At 63.1% G+C, this 16,610-nt stretch carries 15 protein-coding genes and 9 tRNA genes; 8 read left to right on the plus strand and 16 right to left on the minus strand.

Features of this window, described 5'->3' with window-relative positions:
• Window positions 1-258: 258 nt before the first annotated feature.
• The 3 genes from AC06FD_RS04965 to AC06FD_RS04975 all read left to right on the plus strand — a co-directional run bounded on the left by AC06FD_RS04965 (window position 259) and on the right by AC06FD_RS04975 (window position 3,607).
• Window positions 259-2,121: a methyl-accepting chemotaxis protein gene (locus AC06FD_RS04965; RefSeq protein WP_478077131.1), complete on the plus strand. Its 1,863-nt coding sequence runs from the start codon at window positions 259-261 to the stop codon at window positions 2,119-2,121.
• A 233-nt stretch (window positions 2,122-2,354) separates the two neighbouring features.
• Window positions 2,355-2,825 carry a pilin gene (locus AC06FD_RS04970; protein ID WP_478077132.1) on the plus strand — a complete coding sequence of 157 codons (471 nt, stop codon included), beginning with the start codon at window positions 2,355-2,357 and terminating at the stop codon, window positions 2,823-2,825.
• Between the two features lie 71 nt (window positions 2,826-2,896).
• On the plus strand, window positions 2,897-3,607 hold the full coding sequence (locus AC06FD_RS04975; protein WP_478077133.1) for an AraC family transcriptional regulator: 711 nt from the start codon (window positions 2,897-2,899) through the stop codon (window positions 3,605-3,607).
• A gap of 60 nt (window positions 3,608-3,667) precedes the next feature.
• On the opposite strand, the gene AC06FD_RS04980 is transcribed toward AC06FD_RS04975, so the two are convergent.
• A complete protein-coding gene (locus AC06FD_RS04980; RefSeq protein ID WP_478077134.1) occupies window positions 3,668-4,219 on the minus strand; it encodes an NIF family HAD-type phosphatase in 552 nt (183 codons plus the stop codon).
• A 1,014-nt stretch (window positions 4,220-5,233) separates the two neighbouring features.
• Here AC06FD_RS04980 and AC06FD_RS04985 point away from each other — a divergent pair.
• Window positions 5,234-5,377: a hypothetical protein gene (locus tag AC06FD_RS04985; RefSeq protein WP_478077135.1), complete on the plus strand. Its 144-nt coding sequence runs from the start codon at window positions 5,234-5,236 to the stop codon at window positions 5,375-5,377.
• A 214-nt stretch (window positions 5,378-5,591) separates the two neighbouring features.
• Window positions 5,592-6,104, plus strand: coding sequence for a hypothetical protein (locus tag AC06FD_RS04990; protein ID WP_478077136.1), 513 nt, complete (start codon window positions 5,592-5,594; stop codon window positions 6,102-6,104).
• A gap of 901 nt (window positions 6,105-7,005) precedes the next feature.
• Here the strand turns inward: AC06FD_RS04990 and AC06FD_RS04995 are convergent.
• Complete coding sequence (locus AC06FD_RS04995) at window positions 7,006-7,581, minus strand: hypothetical protein (protein WP_478077137.1); 576 nt, start codon at window positions 7,579-7,581, stop codon at window positions 7,006-7,008.
• Between the two features lie 136 nt (window positions 7,582-7,717).
• Between AC06FD_RS04995 and AC06FD_RS05000 the strand changes: the two genes are divergently transcribed.
• A complete protein-coding gene (locus AC06FD_RS05000) occupies window positions 7,718-8,527 on the plus strand; it encodes a hypothetical protein (protein ID WP_478077138.1) in 810 nt (269 codons plus the stop codon).
• 224 nt (window positions 8,528-8,751) lie between these two features.
• On the opposite strand, the gene AC06FD_RS05005 is transcribed toward AC06FD_RS05000, so the two are convergent.
• The 3 genes from AC06FD_RS05005 to AC06FD_RS05015 all read right to left on the minus strand — a co-directional run bounded on the left by AC06FD_RS05005 (window position 8,752) and on the right by AC06FD_RS05015 (window position 10,299).
• Window positions 8,752-9,510 carry a tyrosine-type recombinase/integrase gene (locus AC06FD_RS05005; protein WP_478077139.1) on the minus strand — a complete coding sequence of 253 codons (759 nt, stop codon included), beginning with the start codon at window positions 9,508-9,510 and terminating at the stop codon, window positions 8,752-8,754.
• Complete coding sequence (locus tag AC06FD_RS05010; protein ID WP_478077140.1) at window positions 9,459-9,995, minus strand: hypothetical protein; 537 nt, start codon at window positions 9,993-9,995, stop codon at window positions 9,459-9,461. The genes AC06FD_RS05005 and AC06FD_RS05010 overlap by 52 nt, the downstream gene beginning before the upstream one ends.
• 217 nt (window positions 9,996-10,212) lie before the next feature.
• Window positions 10,213-10,299: transfer RNA gene (locus AC06FD_RS05015), tRNA-Leu, on the minus strand.
• Window positions 10,300-10,423: 124 nt separating this feature from the next.
• On the opposite strand from AC06FD_RS05015, the gene AC06FD_RS05020 reads away from it, so the two are divergent.
• The gene (locus AC06FD_RS05020; RefSeq protein ID WP_478077141.1) at window positions 10,424-10,804 is read left to right on the plus strand and encodes a response regulator; all 381 of its coding nucleotides are present in this window, start codon (window positions 10,424-10,426) and stop codon (window positions 10,802-10,804) included.
• A 9-nt stretch (window positions 10,805-10,813) separates the two neighbouring features.
• Here AC06FD_RS05020 and AC06FD_RS05025 read toward each other — a convergent pair whose 3' ends face one another.
• Entirely contained in the window at window positions 10,814-11,770 is a 957-nt protein-coding gene (locus tag AC06FD_RS05025) for an SOS response-associated peptidase family protein (RefSeq protein WP_478077142.1), read from the minus strand.
• Between the two features lie 104 nt (window positions 11,771-11,874).
• Between AC06FD_RS05025 and AC06FD_RS05030 the strand changes: the two genes are divergently transcribed.
• The gene (locus AC06FD_RS05030) at window positions 11,875-12,291 is read left to right on the plus strand and encodes a GNAT family N-acetyltransferase (protein ID WP_449336322.1); all 417 of its coding nucleotides are present in this window, start codon (window positions 11,875-11,877) and stop codon (window positions 12,289-12,291) included.
• 79 nt (window positions 12,292-12,370) lie between these two features.
• Here the strand turns inward: AC06FD_RS05030 and AC06FD_RS05035 are convergent.
• The 10 genes from AC06FD_RS05035 to AC06FD_RS05080 all read right to left on the minus strand — a co-directional run bounded on the left by AC06FD_RS05035 (window position 12,371) and on the right by AC06FD_RS05080 (window position 16,495).
• Window positions 12,371-12,446: transfer RNA gene (locus tag AC06FD_RS05035), tRNA-Glu, on the minus strand.
• A gap of 48 nt (window positions 12,447-12,494) precedes the next feature.
• Window positions 12,495-12,570 (minus strand) — tRNA-Ala (locus AC06FD_RS05040).
• Between the two features lie 129 nt (window positions 12,571-12,699).
• Window positions 12,700-12,775: transfer RNA gene (locus tag AC06FD_RS05045), tRNA-Glu, on the minus strand.
• Between the two features lie 48 nt (window positions 12,776-12,823).
• A tRNA-Ala gene (locus tag AC06FD_RS05050) sits at window positions 12,824-12,899 on the minus strand.
• Window positions 12,900-13,018: 119 nt separating this feature from the next.
• Window positions 13,019-13,094: transfer RNA gene (locus tag AC06FD_RS05055), tRNA-Glu, on the minus strand.
• A gap of 50 nt (window positions 13,095-13,144) precedes the next feature.
• Window positions 13,145-13,220 (minus strand) — tRNA-Ala (locus AC06FD_RS05060).
• A gap of 146 nt (window positions 13,221-13,366) precedes the next feature.
• Window positions 13,367-13,442 (minus strand) — tRNA-Glu (locus tag AC06FD_RS05065).
• A 52-nt stretch (window positions 13,443-13,494) separates the two neighbouring features.
• Window positions 13,495-13,570: transfer RNA gene (locus AC06FD_RS05070), tRNA-Ala, on the minus strand.
• A gap of 103 nt (window positions 13,571-13,673) precedes the next feature.
• Window positions 13,674-16,100: a heavy metal translocating P-type ATPase gene (locus AC06FD_RS05075; protein WP_478077143.1), complete on the minus strand. Its 2,427-nt coding sequence runs from the start codon at window positions 16,098-16,100 to the stop codon at window positions 13,674-13,676.
• Window positions 16,097-16,495, minus strand: coding sequence for a heavy metal-responsive transcriptional regulator (locus AC06FD_RS05080; RefSeq protein WP_259202960.1), 399 nt, complete (start codon window positions 16,493-16,495; stop codon window positions 16,097-16,099). The genes AC06FD_RS05075 and AC06FD_RS05080 overlap by 4 nt, the downstream gene beginning before the upstream one ends.
• Window positions 16,496-16,610 lie beyond the last annotated feature (115 nt).

Genomic DNA, 16,610 nt, shown 5'->3' on the forward strand with positions numbered 1-16,610 from the left:
ACTTTCCTCAACGCCAGTCGATACGGGTATTGGAGCCACCTTCGCGTGGGTCCGCGCTGGCCCTTGGCTGCCCCCCCGCTCGTGTGGCCGGGACCGCGTGCCTTTGCAACACAGCGTCTGCAGGAAGCAGGACCATGTTGTACAAGCCGCAGGAATGACGCCAGCCCACGGGTGTCTTCGCACGTCCCCAAGCCAACCGATGTGCCGGCGGGCATGTTGCCCGCCGGATCCCACCAGCTACCGGGCACCGAGGATCAGATGATGCTTACTTCAGGCATGCATGCGCATGTGCAGGAACAGGTTGCCGACGCCGGCGTTTCGCCGTGGCGCGCACTGGTTGCACCGTTCGTAGCCCGCCGCGATGCGCGCGGCACCGCCGATGCCGCCCAGCAGCGGCGCCAGCGCGAGCTGGAGGCGCAGGTCGCCGCGCTGCACCGGGTGCAGGCGGTGATCGAATTCGACCTGGACGGGACCATCCTCCACGCCAACGACAACTTCCTGCAGGCCGTGGGCTACGCGCTGGAGGAAATCCAGGGCCGGCACCATGCGATGTTCGTCGACCCGGCCCTTGCCCAGAGCCTGGAGTACCGGGAGTTCTGGGCGAAGCTCGGGCGCGGCGAGTACGACGCCGGGCAGTACCGCCGGCTGGGCAAGGGCGGCCGCGAGATCTGGATCCAGGCCTCCTACAACCCGGTGCTGGATGCCAATGGGCGTCCCTACAAGGTAGTGAAATTCGCCACCGACATCACCGCGCAGATGCAGCAGGCCGCCGATGTCTCCGGCCAGCTGGCGGCGATCAACAAATCGCAGGCGGTGATCGAGTTCGGCCTGGATGGCCGCATCCTGTCGGCCAACGACAATTTCCTGGCCACCACCGGCTACACGCTGGACGAGGTGCGTGGCCAGCACCATGCGATGTTCGTCGACCCCGAGCACCGCCAGAGCCTGGAATACCGCCAGTTCTGGGAGAAGCTGGGGCGCGGCGAGTATGACGCCGGCCAGTACAGGCGCTTTGGCAAAGGCGGCCGGGAGGTCTGGATCCAGGCCTCCTACAACCCGATCTTCGACATGAACGGGCGTCCGTTCAAGGTGGTCAAGTACGCCACCGACATCACCGCCCAGGTGCGCGACAGCCAGGCCATGCAGCAAGCCGTCGCGCAGACCCGCGAGGTGGTGGCCGCGGCGCAGGGCGGCGACCTCACCGGGCACATCGCCACCGCGGACAAGACCGGCCACATCGCCGAGCTGTGCGAAGGCATCAACGCGCTGGTCGATGCGATGGCCACGATCATCGGCCAGATCAAGTTCGCCGCCGATACCATCGCGGTGGGCGCCAGCGAGATCGCCGAAGGCAACAGCGACCTGTCGGTCCGCACCGAGCAGCAGGCGGCGTCGCTGGAGGAAACCGCGGTCTCGATGAAGGGCCTCACCGCGACCGTGCAGCAGACCGCCGCCAACGCGCGCCAGGCCAGCGAACTGGCGATCGGCGCGGTAGACGTGGCTGCGCAGGGCGGCCACGTCGTGCACGAAGTGGTCTCCACGATGGCGCTGATCAACGCATCGTCGCGCCGCATCGTGGACATCATCGGGGTGATCGACGGCATCGCCTTCCAGACCAACATCCTCGCGCTGAATGCCGCCGTGGAGGCCGCGCGTGCCGGTGAGCATGGCCGTGGTTTCGCCGTGGTCGCCACCGAGATCCGCGAACTGTCGCAGCGCTCGGCCAGTGCGGCCAAGGAGATCAAACAGCTCATTGCCGACTCCGTGGAGAAGGTGGGCACCGGCACCGGCCAGGTCGAGAGTGCAGGGCGCACCATGGATGAGATCGTGGTCAACGTGAAGCGGGTCAGCGCACTGGTCACCGAGATCAGCGCGGTGGCCCAGCAGCAGAGCGAGAGCATCGGCCAGATCAACCAGGCGGTCGATCACATCGACCAGAGCACCCAGCAGAACGCCGCGCTGGTGGAAGAAGCCTCCGCGGCCGCGCGCAGCATGGAAGAGCAGGCCACGCAGTTGCTGCAGACGGTGGCGGCGTTCCGGGTGGATGCGGGCAAGGGCGCGCCACGCGCGGCCGGCGGCCACGTGGCGCACGTTGGGCATCCGCCGCTGCGCCTGGTCTAGGCAGGGGCGAGCACGCCACGGCGCGATGCCGGCAGCAGGGTCCCTGCGGGACCCTGTGCGCGGCGTGTCGCATCGGAATCGTTGCAAAACCCGTCACTGAAACCGCTTTTACCACTCCTTGCATGGTGTGCCTGGGGGTGGGGTGGTCTCCTACCCGGTACGCGTTGAATGCCCATTCGGGCAAAGAGCACGTCGTCCGCCGTACAGACCGCCCGCGCTTTCAAAGAAACGAAATGTTCCATCTCAATCGATCCCGCCCCCGGGCCAACCGCCAGCGCGGCATCACCCTGGTCGAGCTGATCGTCGCCATCGGCGCCCTGGCGGTGTTGCTGGCGGTCACCGTTCCCGGCTACCGGCACCACACCGCACGCTCGCGCATCAGCGCGATGCTGGAGGAACTTTCGCACGGCAAGGCCGGCGCCGAGTGGCTGGTCAACACCGGCGCGCAGGGCGACTACGTCAGCAACCCCGGCGCGGTCGGCCTGCAGGGAACGTCCTCGCTCTGCACCACCATCGTGGTGGACATCATCGTTCCCGCCCGCACGGCACACCTGTATTGCGGCGGCGAATTCCTCGACTTCGTCGCCCTCGACTACAGCGTCGATCAGGGCTGGCAGTGCACGACCAGCGCGTCGCGTGCAGCCCCCCACAACGAGTGGGCACCGGCAGGCTGCACCGCCGTGCTTGAGCGCCTGTCACCTTGAACGCGCGGCCGGTTGCCGTGCTTGCATCCGGGCCGCCGCTGCGGATACCGGCCGGGGTCACCAGCCTGTGGGTGCAACTGCGCGGCAGGACCGTCATCGAGGGCCGCGAGGGCCGGCTGGAACTGCGTCGCGGCGGATGGCTCATGCTCGGCCCCGATTCGACGCCGCTGCTGCGCGCGGGCCGCCTCGGGATCTGCGCCGGCGTTTGCCTGTCCTCCGACACGCTGGAGGCACTGGGCACAGGCGCCGGGCCGATGTACCCCGGCATTGGCCAGATGCCAGCGGCCGAACTGCGGATGGCGATCCAGCTGTGGCGTCGGCGCGCGTCCGCACCGGCCAGCAAGGCGCAGGGCCATGCGGATCTGCGCCCGTTGCTGCTGCTCATGGCCGATCAGCAACGCGGGATCGCGGCCCGCGCCGCACACTGCCCGGGCCACTCGCCAGCGCGTAGGCAGCAGGTGTTGGCCACGCTGCAGACCGCCTGCCTGATCATGCACGGCCATACCGAGCGCGCCGTCCCTTCACGCGAGCTCGCCAACCGGTTGGGCATGCCCGTGCGCTATTTTTCCGAAGCGTTCCTGGCCGCCTACGGCTGCACGCCGCTGCAGTTCGGCACGCAGGTGCGGCTGAAACAGGCCGCCCGCCGTGTACGGCGTGGCGAGATGGGCGTGGACGCGGCGGCGCTCGCCATAGGCTTCAAGCACGCCGGCACCTTCCTGCGCGCCTTCCGCGCGACGCTGGGCGTGAGCCTGCGCGACCACTGCGAGCAGGCCCGCAGGTAGCAATTGGCGCTATGGGGGATGACCGGCCCACGGCGTGGGCATCCGGCCGACCGGCACGGATCACAGGCGCAGCAGTTGCTCCCGCCAGTTGCGCTTCTCCACGGTGCGGATGCGGGGTGCCCGGTCGAGGTGGGCCAGATAGCGGGGCAGGTGGGACAGTTCGTCGTCGCAGGGATCGCCGGTGAACTCGCGTACGCAGACCAGGTTGCCGTAGTTCTTCGCGTATTTGCGCGGGGTGTCGTCGATCCCGATGATCTGGTCGAGCGCGAAACCGAGCTTCTTGAGCTTGGCCAGGCGTTTCTCGCTGGCGTAGTGGCCGGTCTCCCAATCCCGCGCGGTGCTGCAGCGGGCCGACGACCAGACGAACGCAACCGGGTGCGCGCCCATCAACTGCGCCACCAGCGGTTCCGCATACCCTTGGCCGGACGACGTCCAGATCCCGACCTCGAAAGTGGCGAACGCATAGTCGAGGAAGGCGTCCAGATGGGGGCGCTTGTACACGTGGTAGCCGGCAACGCGCAGGTCGGCCGGGCGATCCAGCGCGTGTTCGCTGGCGAACACCAGGGTTTCATCGATGTCCAACACCAGCAGTTTGCGTCCTTGCCGATCCACGCCTCTCCCCCTTTGAAACGGGCGCCGCTGCGGCGGTCCCTGACAACAGCGTAGGCACCTCGTGCGAGCGCAGCAAGCCGGTACGCGGTGCCCGGCGCGCGGGACGACGTGATGCGATCGACGCTGTCGGCCGGGGCCCGGCCGCGGCAGCGACGCATGCCGTCGGCCGGTCGCTGGGCCGTGCGACGGATACCGCAGTATCGCCATCAGGACGCAAAACGGCCGGCGGCTGAAACGCAAAAGGCCAGATCCGTGTGATCTGGCCTCTGCGTGTTCCATGGTGCCGAAGGTGGGATACGAAGTGCCAGTCAGCTTGGCCAATAGTGGCTGCATAACTCATTGTTACATAACAGAAAAATCCAGATCGCCCGGGCGCGATGTAGTTCACGCCGGGTGCGCTTGTAGCTCACTTTGTGCATCTTTGCGCTGCACGGACTCTGAACTTGGATTGGCGGTAGAAGGACAATCCCTTGTCATCCCTATTCCTACGCGGTGCGGTCATCGATGGCTCGCCGGTGCTGGGCGCGCCGATCCTTTGCCATGGGACCCATGGTGGTCCTATTTGAAGTCGCGAGGGCCCACTGCCGTGCCAGACTCTTCTGTGGATAACACTGTGGGTAGTGGTGAGTCTCAATATATGAGACTAGATGTTGTGGTTGGCACTCTCACTACGGGCTTGCTAACTTGCTGAATGGTGGTAATATCGACAACGAACCATCCCAAAAAACAAACGCCCCGCTTGCAGGCGGGGCGCTTGAGATACAACAACACGAAGATGAGGAGGTAATCGACCGACGAACATGAACAAACTGTCCACGAACGGATGGTGAAAATCTACGCAGCTGCATGTCTTGGCAGACGCAGGAGTATAGCTTGTACAGAGTACTTCGTAAAGCATCTACGTAGATCTTCCACATCTCGGCCGCTAGGTCACCAACGTTTCCTTCATGGGGCGTGGGTGTTCGGTGGGGCAGTCGCAATGACAAGTCCCCAACTACCGATAGGTGAACGGCAATGGCTGACAAGAAGATCACTCAACACCGCAGTGCTAAGACCGGTGAGTTTGTAACTAAGCAGTACGCCGAGAAGCACAAGTCCACGACGGTTACCGAGCGTAATAGCGCTCCGAAGCCGTCGTCGAAGTCGCGCGGGAAGTGAGCAACCGGAGGGGTGGCCGAAAGGCCGCCCCTCTTCATTCGTAGATTGCAGAGGACAATCAAATCATATGAGCGCCATTACTAAGCTCTCGCCCGTAATACCCAGGCCCCGTCTATCTGACCGCAATCTTGCGCGATTCGTCCGCATGTCTGCTAGCAGGCAAATGAGGTTTCTGCATGATCAGAAGTACCCTCGCGGCACTCCCCAGGTGTTCATGCAGCCTTACTATGCCAAGGCCCTTGCAGGCATTCGTGACGTGATGAAGCGTGGCTTCCCCGGAATCATCGATGCTCGTGGAAAGCTCCAGGGCATTGCCCAGGAGACTCGTCGCAATAACTCGATGCGCGTGTTGGATGCCTTCATCGCATCGCCACACGCACAGCGGCGTTTGAAGGTAGTTCCCGGGCATCGCTACCAAGCCTACGTTCGTAGTCTCGAAGTTCGCTTCTCTCCACACGTTGTGGCGATGGATGGAGCAGAGGTGCGCTACATCTATTTCCATGAGAAGGGCGTTCAGTGCGATTCTGAAGAAGCTCGTCTTACACTGGAGTTCGGCTACTGGGTACTTACGCAGAACGGAGTTGAGGCCAAGCCACATCAGTTTGAGCTTATCGATCTCTTTTCTGGGAAGCACTTCCAAGGCCAGCCACTGAGGGCCGAGACCTTGAAGATGCTGGATGACATGGCGCGGCACATTGAGAGTCAGTGGTCCACCATCGAACCCTAGGTGTCACTTCACCCTGCCTCAGAGGATTTTACCGGGGCGGGTAGTCCCTGGGGTGACCTGCTTATTGGAACAGTTTGGCGAGGCCTGCCATCAAGCCGAAGCATATTGCGCCTGCCGTGAAGGAGTGCAAACGGGAGCAGGCGTTGATTTTTGAAGTCTCAGCAATCAGCTTGGCAATCTCGGCCTCAACCGTTTGGACGTCCATCGGCTTCCCTTTAGGTATCACCAAGGGCCGTCATTGTACGGCCTTTCAGGATGCCAACAGTGCCTTTCGGCCCCGCCTTCTCGCCGGCTGGAGATCTAAGCAGCCTAACCAGTAGAAAAAGATGGATGGCCGCAGGCCTGTTGAAAATGTGGAGGCCAGAATGGAAGCTGGCCTGCGCGTAAGGTCGTTGCGGCATAGTGGCATGAGCTGCAGAATGGCGTCCATGTTTGGACCATGGGGGGGCATAGATGTCGTTTGAAGGTCTTTTTCTCTTTCCCAATAGCAGCTTCTTGACCACAAAATAGTGGCATCGTCTTTCCAGAGTCATCTTTTGAGCATGAGTGTCGAACGCCGAGTCTTCTGGAATCAACTTCCTATTGACCGTTCGGTCTTCGACCAAGGCGGTCCCGCTGAAAGCCGCAGGAGGAGACGGAATCGCGAAAAGATCGGACTGGAGGGAGTTAAGCTTGATAACGGGGAGATCGAGCTGCCTGGGATGTGCATAGAGGGTCTTGCACGCACATGAGAAGGCGGGACGAATGAGTGCCCGGCCTATCTGCTAACTATTTCATTAGAAGTAGGTGCGAGAGCGCCCCCCAGAGGGGGGCGCCCGGCCATACTCATCAACTCCCCTCGAATTTTTTCACTAAAACCGCTGAATATAAGGTCCATTTCAGTGGCTCCGGACACTAACATTTAGCGCAATAGTGCCCATACAAAAAGCCAGCGGATTACCCAAAAAAGGATGAACGATGCGCCAACGCCTGCCAGGACCCAGATGGCAACTGAAGCGTATCGGTTGGGGCGTGGCTTCGGAACTACTTGGAGGATCTTACCCATCCCCTCGTTACTTAGTACATCGCCAAGTATTTGCCCGATGTACAACGGAGGGAAGTATATGTAAGAGATTGTGACCTGCTGCTTTGCTACCAGTGTTGGGAAAACGATCTCGGGGTACCCTTCGGGATTGTTTTGAATCGAGTACTGGGTGGGCGGGAAGATCGTGTGCGCCGGCAGGTTGCCTTGGATTCGGTGGGAGACACGAACGCCAGTCGCGGTCTTTTTGCCGGTATTGGCGACGACTATGGAGTGAAAGTTAACAAATGTCGGAACTCCCTGGTCGTTGGTACCGAGTGGCACTTGCGAGGCTTGCACTAGATAGCTGATGACTCGTGGCTTCGCCTCCGCGTACAACTTAAAGGCTGCGATAGAGAGGGCCGATATTGTTGGTGCCGCCAGTTTTGCCCAGGTCTCAATCTGATCTACTACCATGACAGTCTCTCCTATGACTGGGTGGGTTACCTAGGGCAACATTAGCAGGGCCGGTAAAGGCCAGCTAGGCCCTGCAAACCACTATCCTCCAGACTAGAAGACCACTAAAATCGCTTGAAATCCCAGGGGGCGATCCATGTCAAACGAGCCGGCGGAAACCGTTGCAGAGCTGAAGGAGCAGGTAAAAAGTGCCTTCTCTTCTCGCCTAAGAAGTCCATTCGTTGGCGTTTTCATCTTTAGCTGGATAGCGTGGAACCACAGACTTCTCTTTGTGCTCTTCGCAGACATGAGGGTCGGAAAACGTTTTGATTTTATCGATAGCGAACTCTATCCAACCCTTGAGCGATTTGTTGCTTATAACCTGCTATGGCCGATGTTGTCGTCGTTGGTATACATCATGCTGGTTCCTTGGGTGACGGAGCTGGTTCATCGTTGGAATCTATGGCATCAGCGACGGCTTCGAGAGGCTGACCTAAGGTCTCAGAATCTAGATGTCCTGACAGAGCAGCAATCTTCCGAGCTTCGAGGAGACGTGAGCGCGAGAAACCGCTTGATTGACGATCTCCGACAAAAGCTGACACGGCAGGAAAATTTGTCAAAAATGCTGGCTGCTATGCACGGAGAGCTTATCAACGCCGCCTCCGATAAGCCGCAGACTACCCTGCAGGACTATTTGCTATGCGACGTCTTTGTGACCAGGACAACGCTGGATATGAACGCGGACTTGTCAGTTCATGCATTTGAGGAGGACGGGCACGTCCATTCAAGGGGCGTGAGCCGAGGCCGTGCAGTTAAGGCAGAGAACTGGAGGTTCGATCACAAGAACCTTCAGCTTTTATGTGCCAATGGTGAAGTAATCGCTTCATTTCGGTTCAATTCAGCCAATGGGCGGTTCGAGGGTCAAGCTAACAATAGAGAAACGATTCTCATGCCACGCAGCTTGTAGTCATGCGTGAGGATAAGGCGATTTCCCGTGTGCGCAGTGCGCAGCTTGCGAACGCCACTGTCTAGCGAACGGGTGCCGATGTATGACGGCGCGGCCCTTCCTCTCGCTCTCTAAGGGCGTGGTGGTCCTTAGGCGCCCTATGTTGTCAGTGGCATTTGCGCAAGGTGCAAGATAGATCATGGTCCACATTCTTCCTTTAAGCGCGCTGTGTTTGGGGCGTCCGGTCATTGGGCTGTGACGATGCTCACTTCGCACCCTTGGACTTGAGTGGAGACCTCGCGCGCTTGGCTTTGGCGCATAACATAGTGATCAACTGCATCCCCGTAGGTGATCGCCCGCATTGCCTCGCTCATCATTTCCAGATTTTTCGATTTCACGTAGTGTTTAGCCATGATTGTCGAGGCACCTTCGTGACCGACAATCAGCTGCCGGAGCCATTCGGGGTGACCGGCCTCCGTCATCAAGGTGATCCCCGTATGTCGCAAGCTGTAGACCTGCAGCGTCTTATCTAGGCCGACTCGCTTCCGTACCGTCTGCAGTCGCTTGCCAATAAGCTTGAACCTGTTGTCGTCAGGCGTCGATGTGGTCAGGCCCGACAAGAGCCAGCCATCGGAGCTTTGGTCTGCCAGGCATGAGACAAGATCTCGAAGCTGAGACGGGATGGGAATCGTGCGCTCTCCTGCCTGTGTCTTGCTCCTGTTGATAGTCAGGGTGGTTTCGGTCACATCCTCGCAGCGCACATTGCACAGCTCCTGGGGACGCGCAGCCGTGTATGCGCAGATGGCCACCAAGGGCCACATCGGGTCGCCTTGAGGGATGGCCTGAAGCATTCTCAGCAGGTCATCAGGCGACCACGTAGACCGTTCATCGCGTGACGTGTCAGCAGCGCGCAGCAGCATACCGACCTTTCCAAAGGGATCGGACGTGGGGATCATCCCTCGAACTTCGAGCCAATCGGCAAATCCTCGGCAGGTGGCGAGCATGAACTGCTTGCGCGACTTACCCACCGGCAACGGTTCAGGGCCTCTTCCACAAAGCCCACCGCTCGCGTCTTAGTCAGATCGGTGGGGCGGGCGTCATCCCCCAGGTAGGTGAGCAGCTTGTTCAAGTGCCCACGGCGCTCTGCAACGGTTGCCTGCTTGATGCCTTTAGTCGCCTCAAGGGCCAACCACTGTTCACTGAGCGACTCGAGCAGCTGGACGCCGTTCGCCACTGAGCTCGCCTTGCGAACAAACCTTAGGTCTTTGATGCCGATCACCGGCTGCCCGTACTCGTCGCGGGGCAGGGCATCTAGGTATGAAGACAGCTGTCCATCGAAGTCGTTCTCCGACATGTCTCCAGCTCGAACCTGCTCGGCCAACGGCATAAGAGAGGCGGCATCCGCAGGCAGCGGCGCGCGCGCAGCCTCCTCGAAATCAGCTTGGAACCGCGCAATGACCTTGTGCCTGTCCCGAAGGGCTTGGCTCAAATTGGACGTGCGAAGAGATTCGTTTCCGGATCAGGCCCCAGACGTGCTGTGCGGATGTCGGGACTCTCATCGTGACGTAGAAGACCTTGCGGTCCCCTTGCCACGCTGCTTTAGATAGGTCCGTTGGGGACTCATGAACTACATTGTAGTTCAGTTTGTAGTTCACTTTTCGCCTACAACCCTTGTCCTCTATGGGTTTCAAGGGGTTTCGACCAGCTGGTGCCGAAGGTGGGACTCGAACCCACACGCTTTTAAGGGCGGCGGATTTTGAGTCCGCTGCGTCTACCGATTCCGCCACTTCGGCTGGCTGGCCGCGTAGTGTATACAAAACACGACGGTCTGGGGAGATCTGAATGCTTCAGTCGCCATGCGGCCGTCATCTGGGCGGGACGCTATACTCACCGTGCTGAACCATACAGGGAGCCGGTATGAGCGCGTTGCAGGATCTGCGGGTACTGGTGGTGGAAAACGATGAGATGAGCGCCACGCTGCTGCAGATGCAGCTGGTGCAGTCCGGTGCGGTCGTGGTGGGGGTGGCGGCGTCGGTGTCCGAGGCGTTGCGCTTGCTGGGGGCCAGCGATCCCCAGGTTGCCTTGCTGGATTACCGGCTGGCCAACAACGAAACAAGTGAGGCCGTTGCGGCTGGCCTGGGCGAGCGCGGCATTCCGTTCGTGCTTGCCACCGGCATGGCGCCGGACCACCTGCCCGAGGTATTTCGCAGTGGCGTGTTGCTGGGCAAGCCCTATCTCACCGCGGAACTGAACGCCGCGCTGGCGCGCGCGCTGCGGGGCGCGTCGGTCGCCAGCTGAGCGGGTGGCTCACGCCGCCTCGGCGTAGGCCAGTGATACGGGCTCGCGGTCATCCAGGATGCGGTAGAGCGCGGCCAGGTCCGGCGGGTCCGGGTTGAGCCACGCATCCAGGTATTCGGCCCGGATCGGCACGATGCAGCGATCATGGCCCGCCGCCGCCACGTCACGCGGCGGTTCATCGGTGATGGCGGCAAAGGACAGCAGGCGGCCTTCGGGGCCCTCCCACTCGGACCACAGGCAGGCGATCAGCAGGTCGCGCGGCGGCTGCGGTCGAAACTCCAGCACCACGTTGCCCGGTGTCTCGCCGGGCGCCAGCCTGCGCTTTTCCAGTGCATGGCGCGGGACGTGTTCGTAGAACGACTGCACCACCACCACACCGTGGCGATGCCCGAACGCGGACTTCCAGTACGAGGCGAGGCTGTCGCGCCGGGCGTTGTAGGTACCCGGATACAGCGTGTCGTTGCGAGCGGGTTTGTCAGGCAGGCGGCACTGGTAGCGCATGGGCTTGATCACCCGCTGGCCGTGCTCGGACACGATCACCGGCGCGTACACGCCAGGAAAGATGCGGCTGTCACGCGGCAGCAGGCCGGTGCGGCGCAGGTCGTCCAACCGCGCCTGCGCGCGCTCGATCCGGTTGCCGGCAACGCGCAGCGCGTTGCGTGCCTTCTGCGTGGGGCGGTGGGCCAGGGCCTCTTCGGCCTCCTTGAGGCGCGCGGACTGCACGCGGATCTCCTCGTCCAGCGCCTGCATTTCCTCGGCATGCCAGTGCTGGATCTTCGCCACGATGTCCTGGCCCTGGGCGGTACGCGCGCCGGCAAAGCCATCGTCCATGGCCTTGGGGGTCTTCGGGCGGTGCTTGCCAGGGTCGTGCGCGTAGAGCTGGGCGAACTCGTCCAGCGACAGCATGGCGCCGAATTCGCGGACCAGTTTGGTGTAATCGGCGCGGATCTGGGCGGAATAGCACATGGGGCAGGGCAGCGGCAGACAGGGGTACAGCATAGGCGTCTTCGTCGCACCCGGTGAGAAACCCATGGGTATGCTGGGGGTTCCTTCCTGTTGCGTGTCCTGCCATGTCCCTGCCTGACGGCCTCCAGTGTTTTCCCCAGACGCCCGATGTGGACGAGTACCGCGCGCTGCGCGTGGCCGCCGGGCTCAGTCCCAAATCGCACGAAGCGGCCACGCTTGGGCTGCCGCATACGGTGTTCGGGGTGAGCATCCGGGATGGCCGGAGGCTGGTGGCGATGGGACGGCTGATCGGGGACCGCGGCTGCTTCCTGCAGGTGGTGGATATCGCGGTGTTGCCCGCATGGCAGGGCCGGGGGCTGGGCAAGGTGGTGATGCAGCAGTTGGACCAGTGGCTGGCCGCGCATGCGGTGGGAGCCTATGTCAGCCTGATTGCCGATGGCCACGCCAATCGCCTGTATGCACAGTTTGGTTTCGCGGAAACCGCGCCGCGGTCGGTGGGGATGGCCAAGGTGGTCACGTAGGCGCGAGGGTCGGCGCTGGGCCGCTGCCGAGCACGCAAACAAAAAGCCCCGACCGAAGTCAGGGCTGTTTGTTTGAAGCTGGCGTCCCCACGGGGATTCGAACCCCGGTCGCCACCGTGAAAGGGTGATGTCCTAGGCCTCTAGACGATGGGGACGCGTTAAACCGAATTTGTCTTCCATCGGACGGCCTGTGTCCGGAGAAGTGGTGGAGCCAGGCGGGATCGAACCGCCGACCTCCTGCATGCCATGCAGGCGCTCTCCCAGCTGAGCTATGGCCCCACGTTGATGCTGCGAGCCGCCTATCATAGCGGCGCTTTTGCAGGATGGGAAGCTTTTTCTGCGGCCGACCGCTGGCGGGTGCGTACAAACAAAAAGCCCCGACCGAAGTCAGGGCTGTTTGTTTGAAGCTGGCGTCCCCACGGGGATTCGAACCCCGGTCGCCACCGTGAAAGGGTGATGTCCTAGGCCTCTAGACGATGGGGACGCGTTAAACCGAATTTGTCTTCTATCGGACGGCCTGTGTCCGGAGAAGTGGTGGAGCCAGGCGGGATCGAACCGCCGACCTCCTGCATGCCATGCAGGCGCTCTCCCAGCTGAGCTATGGCCCCACGTTGTACCGCGAGCCGCCTAGTATACCTGCCTGTTCACGTTTGTGGAAGACCAAACGAAACCCGCGGGAGGCGGTGACAAAAAGACCCGGCAAACCGGGCCTGATGTCGTTGATGAGTGGCGTCCCCACGGGGATTCGAACCCCGGTCGCCACCGTGAAAGGGTGATGTCCTAGGCCTCTAGACGATGGGGACGCATGAACTCATCAATGTTTTCAGCCATCCTGACGGCCTAAGGTCAGGAGTGGTGGAGCCAGGCGGGATCGAACCGCCGACCTCCTGCATGCCATGCAGGCGCTCTCCCAGCTGAGCTATGGCCCCACGATGCTGGAGGCGGAATTCTACGCGGATGTGAAGCTCCCGCCAAGTCTTTTTTCTGTCGTAACGCAGAAAAAAGTGCGTGCAGAACGCCGGTGATACACAACAAAAAAGCCCCGACCGCGGTCGAGGCTTTCCTGCTTTTCAATTGGCGTCCCCACGGGGATTCGAACCCCGGTCGCCACCGTGAAAGGGTGATGTCCTAGGCCTCTAGACGATGGGGACGCACGAAACTTCATATTTTGTCACTGCACTTCAATCGGCCTAATGATTGGAGTGGTGGAGCCAGGCGGGATCGAACCGCCGACCTCCTGCATGCCATGCAGGCGCTCTCCCAGCTGAGCTATGGCCCCACGTCGTGAGGAGCGAAATCATAGCGACGGTGTTTTCGATTGGCAAGAGAAAACTGCAGGAATTTCTTCATCCGTTGCATGAACTTCACTCACGCCGATCCGCTCATGCATCGGGCAAGCGTTGATGACGCAGGCGCAGTGCATTGCTGATCACCGATACCGAACTCAGGCTCATCGCAACGGCGGCCAGCATCGGCGACAGCGTGATGCCCAACGGATACAGCACGCCGGCGGCGACCGGTATGCCCAGGCCGTTGTAGAGGAACGCAAAGCCCAGGTTCTGGCGCATGTTGCGCACGCTGGCGGTGGACAGCTGACGGGCGCGCAGGATGCCGCGCAGGTCGCCCTTGACCAGCGTCACCTGCGCGCTGGACATGGCCACGTCGGTGCCATTGCCCATCGCGATGCCGACGTCGGCGGTGGCCAGTGCGGGCGCATCGTTGATGCCATCGCCGGCCATCGCCACCTTGCGGCCCTGCGCCTGCAGGCTGCGGATCAGCGCAGCCTTGTCGGCCGGGCGCATTTCGCCATGGACCTCGTCCAGTCCCAGCGTGCGCGCGACCGCATCGGCGGTGGCGTTGCCGTCGCCGGTGGCCATCACGATGCGCAGGCCGTCGCGGCGTAACTGCGCGATCGCGTCGGCGCTGGACGCCTTGATCGGATCGGCCACGGCGACCAGACCGGCCAGCTGCCCGTCGGCGGCCAGGAACATCACGCTGGCCGCGTCGCGGCGCAGGGCATCGGCGCGGTCGTGCAGCACGTCCAACGCGATGCCGTGTTCCTGCATCAGGGCGGCGTTGCCCAGCAGCAGGGCCCTGCCTTCGACGGTGCCGCGCACGCCCATCCCGGTCAGCGAATCGAACGCCTCCACCACGGCAAGCGCGCGCCCGCGCTGCCGCGCTTCGGCCACGATCGCGGCGGCCAGCGGATGCTCGCTGCCCTGGTCCAGGCTGGCCGCCCAATGCAGCACGTCGTCGGTGACAAACGGCGCCACGGCGTGCACGTCGCGGAAGTGCGGGCGGCCTTCGGTGAGCGTGCCGGTCTTGTCCACCACCAGCGTATCGATCTGGCGCAGCGCCTCGATCGCTTCGGCGTCGCGGAACAGCACGCCGTGCTGGGCGGCGCGGCCGGTCGCGACCATGATCGACATCGGCGTGGCCAGGCCCAATGCGCACGGGCAGGCGATGATCAGCACGGCGACTGCGCTGAGCACGGCGTGGGTCCAGGAGGGTGCCGGGCCGAACAGGCCCCAGCCGAAGAAGGTGAGCGTCGCCGCCAGCAGCACCGCCAGCACGAACCAGTAGGCCACCGTGTCGGCCATGCGCTGCATCGGGGCGCGTGAGCGTTGTGCCTGCGCCACCAACTGCACGATCTGCGCCAGCATGCTGTCGTCGCCCAGGCGGTCGGCGCGGATGACCAGGCTGCCGGTGCCGTTGAGGGTGGCGCCGATCACGCCGTCGCCGACGGTCTTGCCGACCGGCACCGGTTCGCCGGTGAGCATGGACTCGTCGACCGACGAGCGCCCCTCCAGCACCGTGCCATCGACCGGCACCTTTTCACCGGGGCGCACGCGCACGCGGTCGCCGGGGTGAAGTTGGGCGATGTCCACGTCCGCTTCGCTGCCGTCCTCGCGCAGCACGCGCGCCGTCTTCGGTGCCAGGCCCAGCAGCGCCTTGATCGCCGCCGAGGTCTTGGCCCGTGCGCGCAGTTCCATCAACTGGCCCAGCAGGGTCAGCGAAATGATCACCGCGGCCGCTTCGAAGTACACGCCGACATGGCCGTGTTGGCGGAACGACGGCGGGAACAGGTCCGGCGCGAGCGTGGCAACCACGCTGTAGCCATAGGCCGCCAGCACGCCGGTGCCGATCAGGGTCCACATGTTGGGGCTGCGGTTGCCGATCGACTGCGCCCAGCGCTGCAGGAACGGCCAGCCGGCCCACAGCACCACGGGGCTGGCCAGGGCCAGTTCGATCCACACCCGCACATCGGGCGACAGCCCGTGCAGCAGCGGGGTCATGGCCAGCATCGCCAGTGCCATGGTGGCCACGCTCAGCGGCAGGCTCCACCAGAAACGGCGCCGGAAGTCGGTGAGCTCCGGGTTCTCGCCGTCGTCCAGGCTGGGCATCATCGGCTCCAGCGCCATGCCGCAGATCGGGCAGGTGCCCGGGCCCTCCTGCACGATCTGCGGATCCATCGGGCAGGTGTACAGGGTGCCGGCCGGGGCCGGGGCGGCCATGTGCGAGGCCGGGTCCAGGTAGCGCGCCGGATCGGCGACGAACCGGCGCCGGCAGCCATCGCTGCAGAAGTGGTAGGCGCTGCCGGCATGCTGCGCGTGGTGGGCGGTGCGGGTCGGGTCCACGTCCATGCCGCAGACCAGGTCCTTCACCGTGGGGGCCCCGCCTGGCGCCTTGGCACCGCGGCAGCCGCCGGTGCTGGCCGGTGCCGCTACCGGCGCAGTGGCGGGCGTGCCGCCGCAGCAATTGCCGCCGGTACTGCCGTGGGAGGGATCGTGGTGATGGGTGTGGCTCATGGGCGGGGCTCCGTCAGCGCCGCCAGGATCGGGCACTGCTGCAGGTCGCCATGCCCGGGGCAGGCATCGACCAGTTGTTCGAGCGCGGCATGCATGCGCTGCAGCTCGGTGATGCGCTGCTGGATGTCGGCCAGCTTGTGCACGGCGGTTTCGCGGACCTGGGCCATGTCCTGGCCGCGCTGGTCGCTCAGGCTGAGCAGCTCGCCGATCTCCTCCAGCGTGAAGCCCAGCGCCTTGGCGCGCCGGATGAACTGCAGCCGGGTCAGGTCGCCCTGGTCGAAGACGCGATAGCCACCGGCACTGCGGCGCGCGGTGGGCAGCAGGTGCTGGCGCTCGTAATAGCGCACGGTGTCGATGGGCACGCCGGCCTGGCGTGCGAGCTGTCCGATGTTCATTGCCACCTCGTTGAAGAGCTGGACGGAAGGGTAAACCCTGGACTCTGGTCAAGAGTCAAGGGTTGCTGAAGCCCAGCCATCCGATGTCGCAGACGGGCCGGAAAATACAACTTGT

The organism is Stenotrophomonas sp. Steno-Z1, assembly GCF_056393175.1.

Coding starts and splice junctions, on each gene's coding strand:
- AC06FD_RS05075 (WP_478077143.1), bottom strand. CDS start 16,100: ATGAGCCACACCCATCACCACGATCCCTCCCACGGCAGTACCGGCGGC.
- AC06FD_RS04985 (WP_478077135.1), top strand. CDS start 5,234: ATGGCTGACAAGAAGATCACTCAACACCGCAGTGCTAAGACCGGTGAG.
- AC06FD_RS05030 (WP_449336322.1), top strand. CDS start 11,875: ATGTCCCTGCCTGACGGCCTCCAGTGTTTTCCCCAGACGCCCGATGTG.
- AC06FD_RS04970 (WP_478077132.1), top strand. CDS start 2,355: ATGTTCCATCTCAATCGATCCCGCCCCCGGGCCAACCGCCAGCGCGGC.
- AC06FD_RS05005 (WP_478077139.1), bottom strand. CDS start 9,510: ATGCTCGCCACCTGCCGAGGATTTGCCGATTGGCTCGAAGTTCGAGGG.
- AC06FD_RS05025 (WP_478077142.1), bottom strand. CDS start 11,770: ATGTGCTATTCCGCCCAGATCCGCGCCGATTACACCAAACTGGTCCGC.
- AC06FD_RS05020 (WP_478077141.1), top strand. CDS start 10,424: ATGAGCGCGTTGCAGGATCTGCGGGTACTGGTGGTGGAAAACGATGAG.
- AC06FD_RS04995 (WP_478077137.1), bottom strand. CDS start 7,581: ATGGTAGTAGATCAGATTGAGACCTGGGCAAAACTGGCGGCACCAACA.
- AC06FD_RS04990 (WP_478077136.1), top strand. CDS start 5,592: ATGCAGCCTTACTATGCCAAGGCCCTTGCAGGCATTCGTGACGTGATG.
- AC06FD_RS04965 (WP_478077131.1), top strand. CDS start 259: ATGATGCTTACTTCAGGCATGCATGCGCATGTGCAGGAACAGGTTGCC.
- AC06FD_RS05080 (WP_259202960.1), bottom strand. CDS start 16,495: ATGAACATCGGACAGCTCGCACGCCAGGCCGGCGTGCCCATCGACACC.
- AC06FD_RS05000 (WP_478077138.1), top strand. CDS start 7,718: ATGTCAAACGAGCCGGCGGAAACCGTTGCAGAGCTGAAGGAGCAGGTA.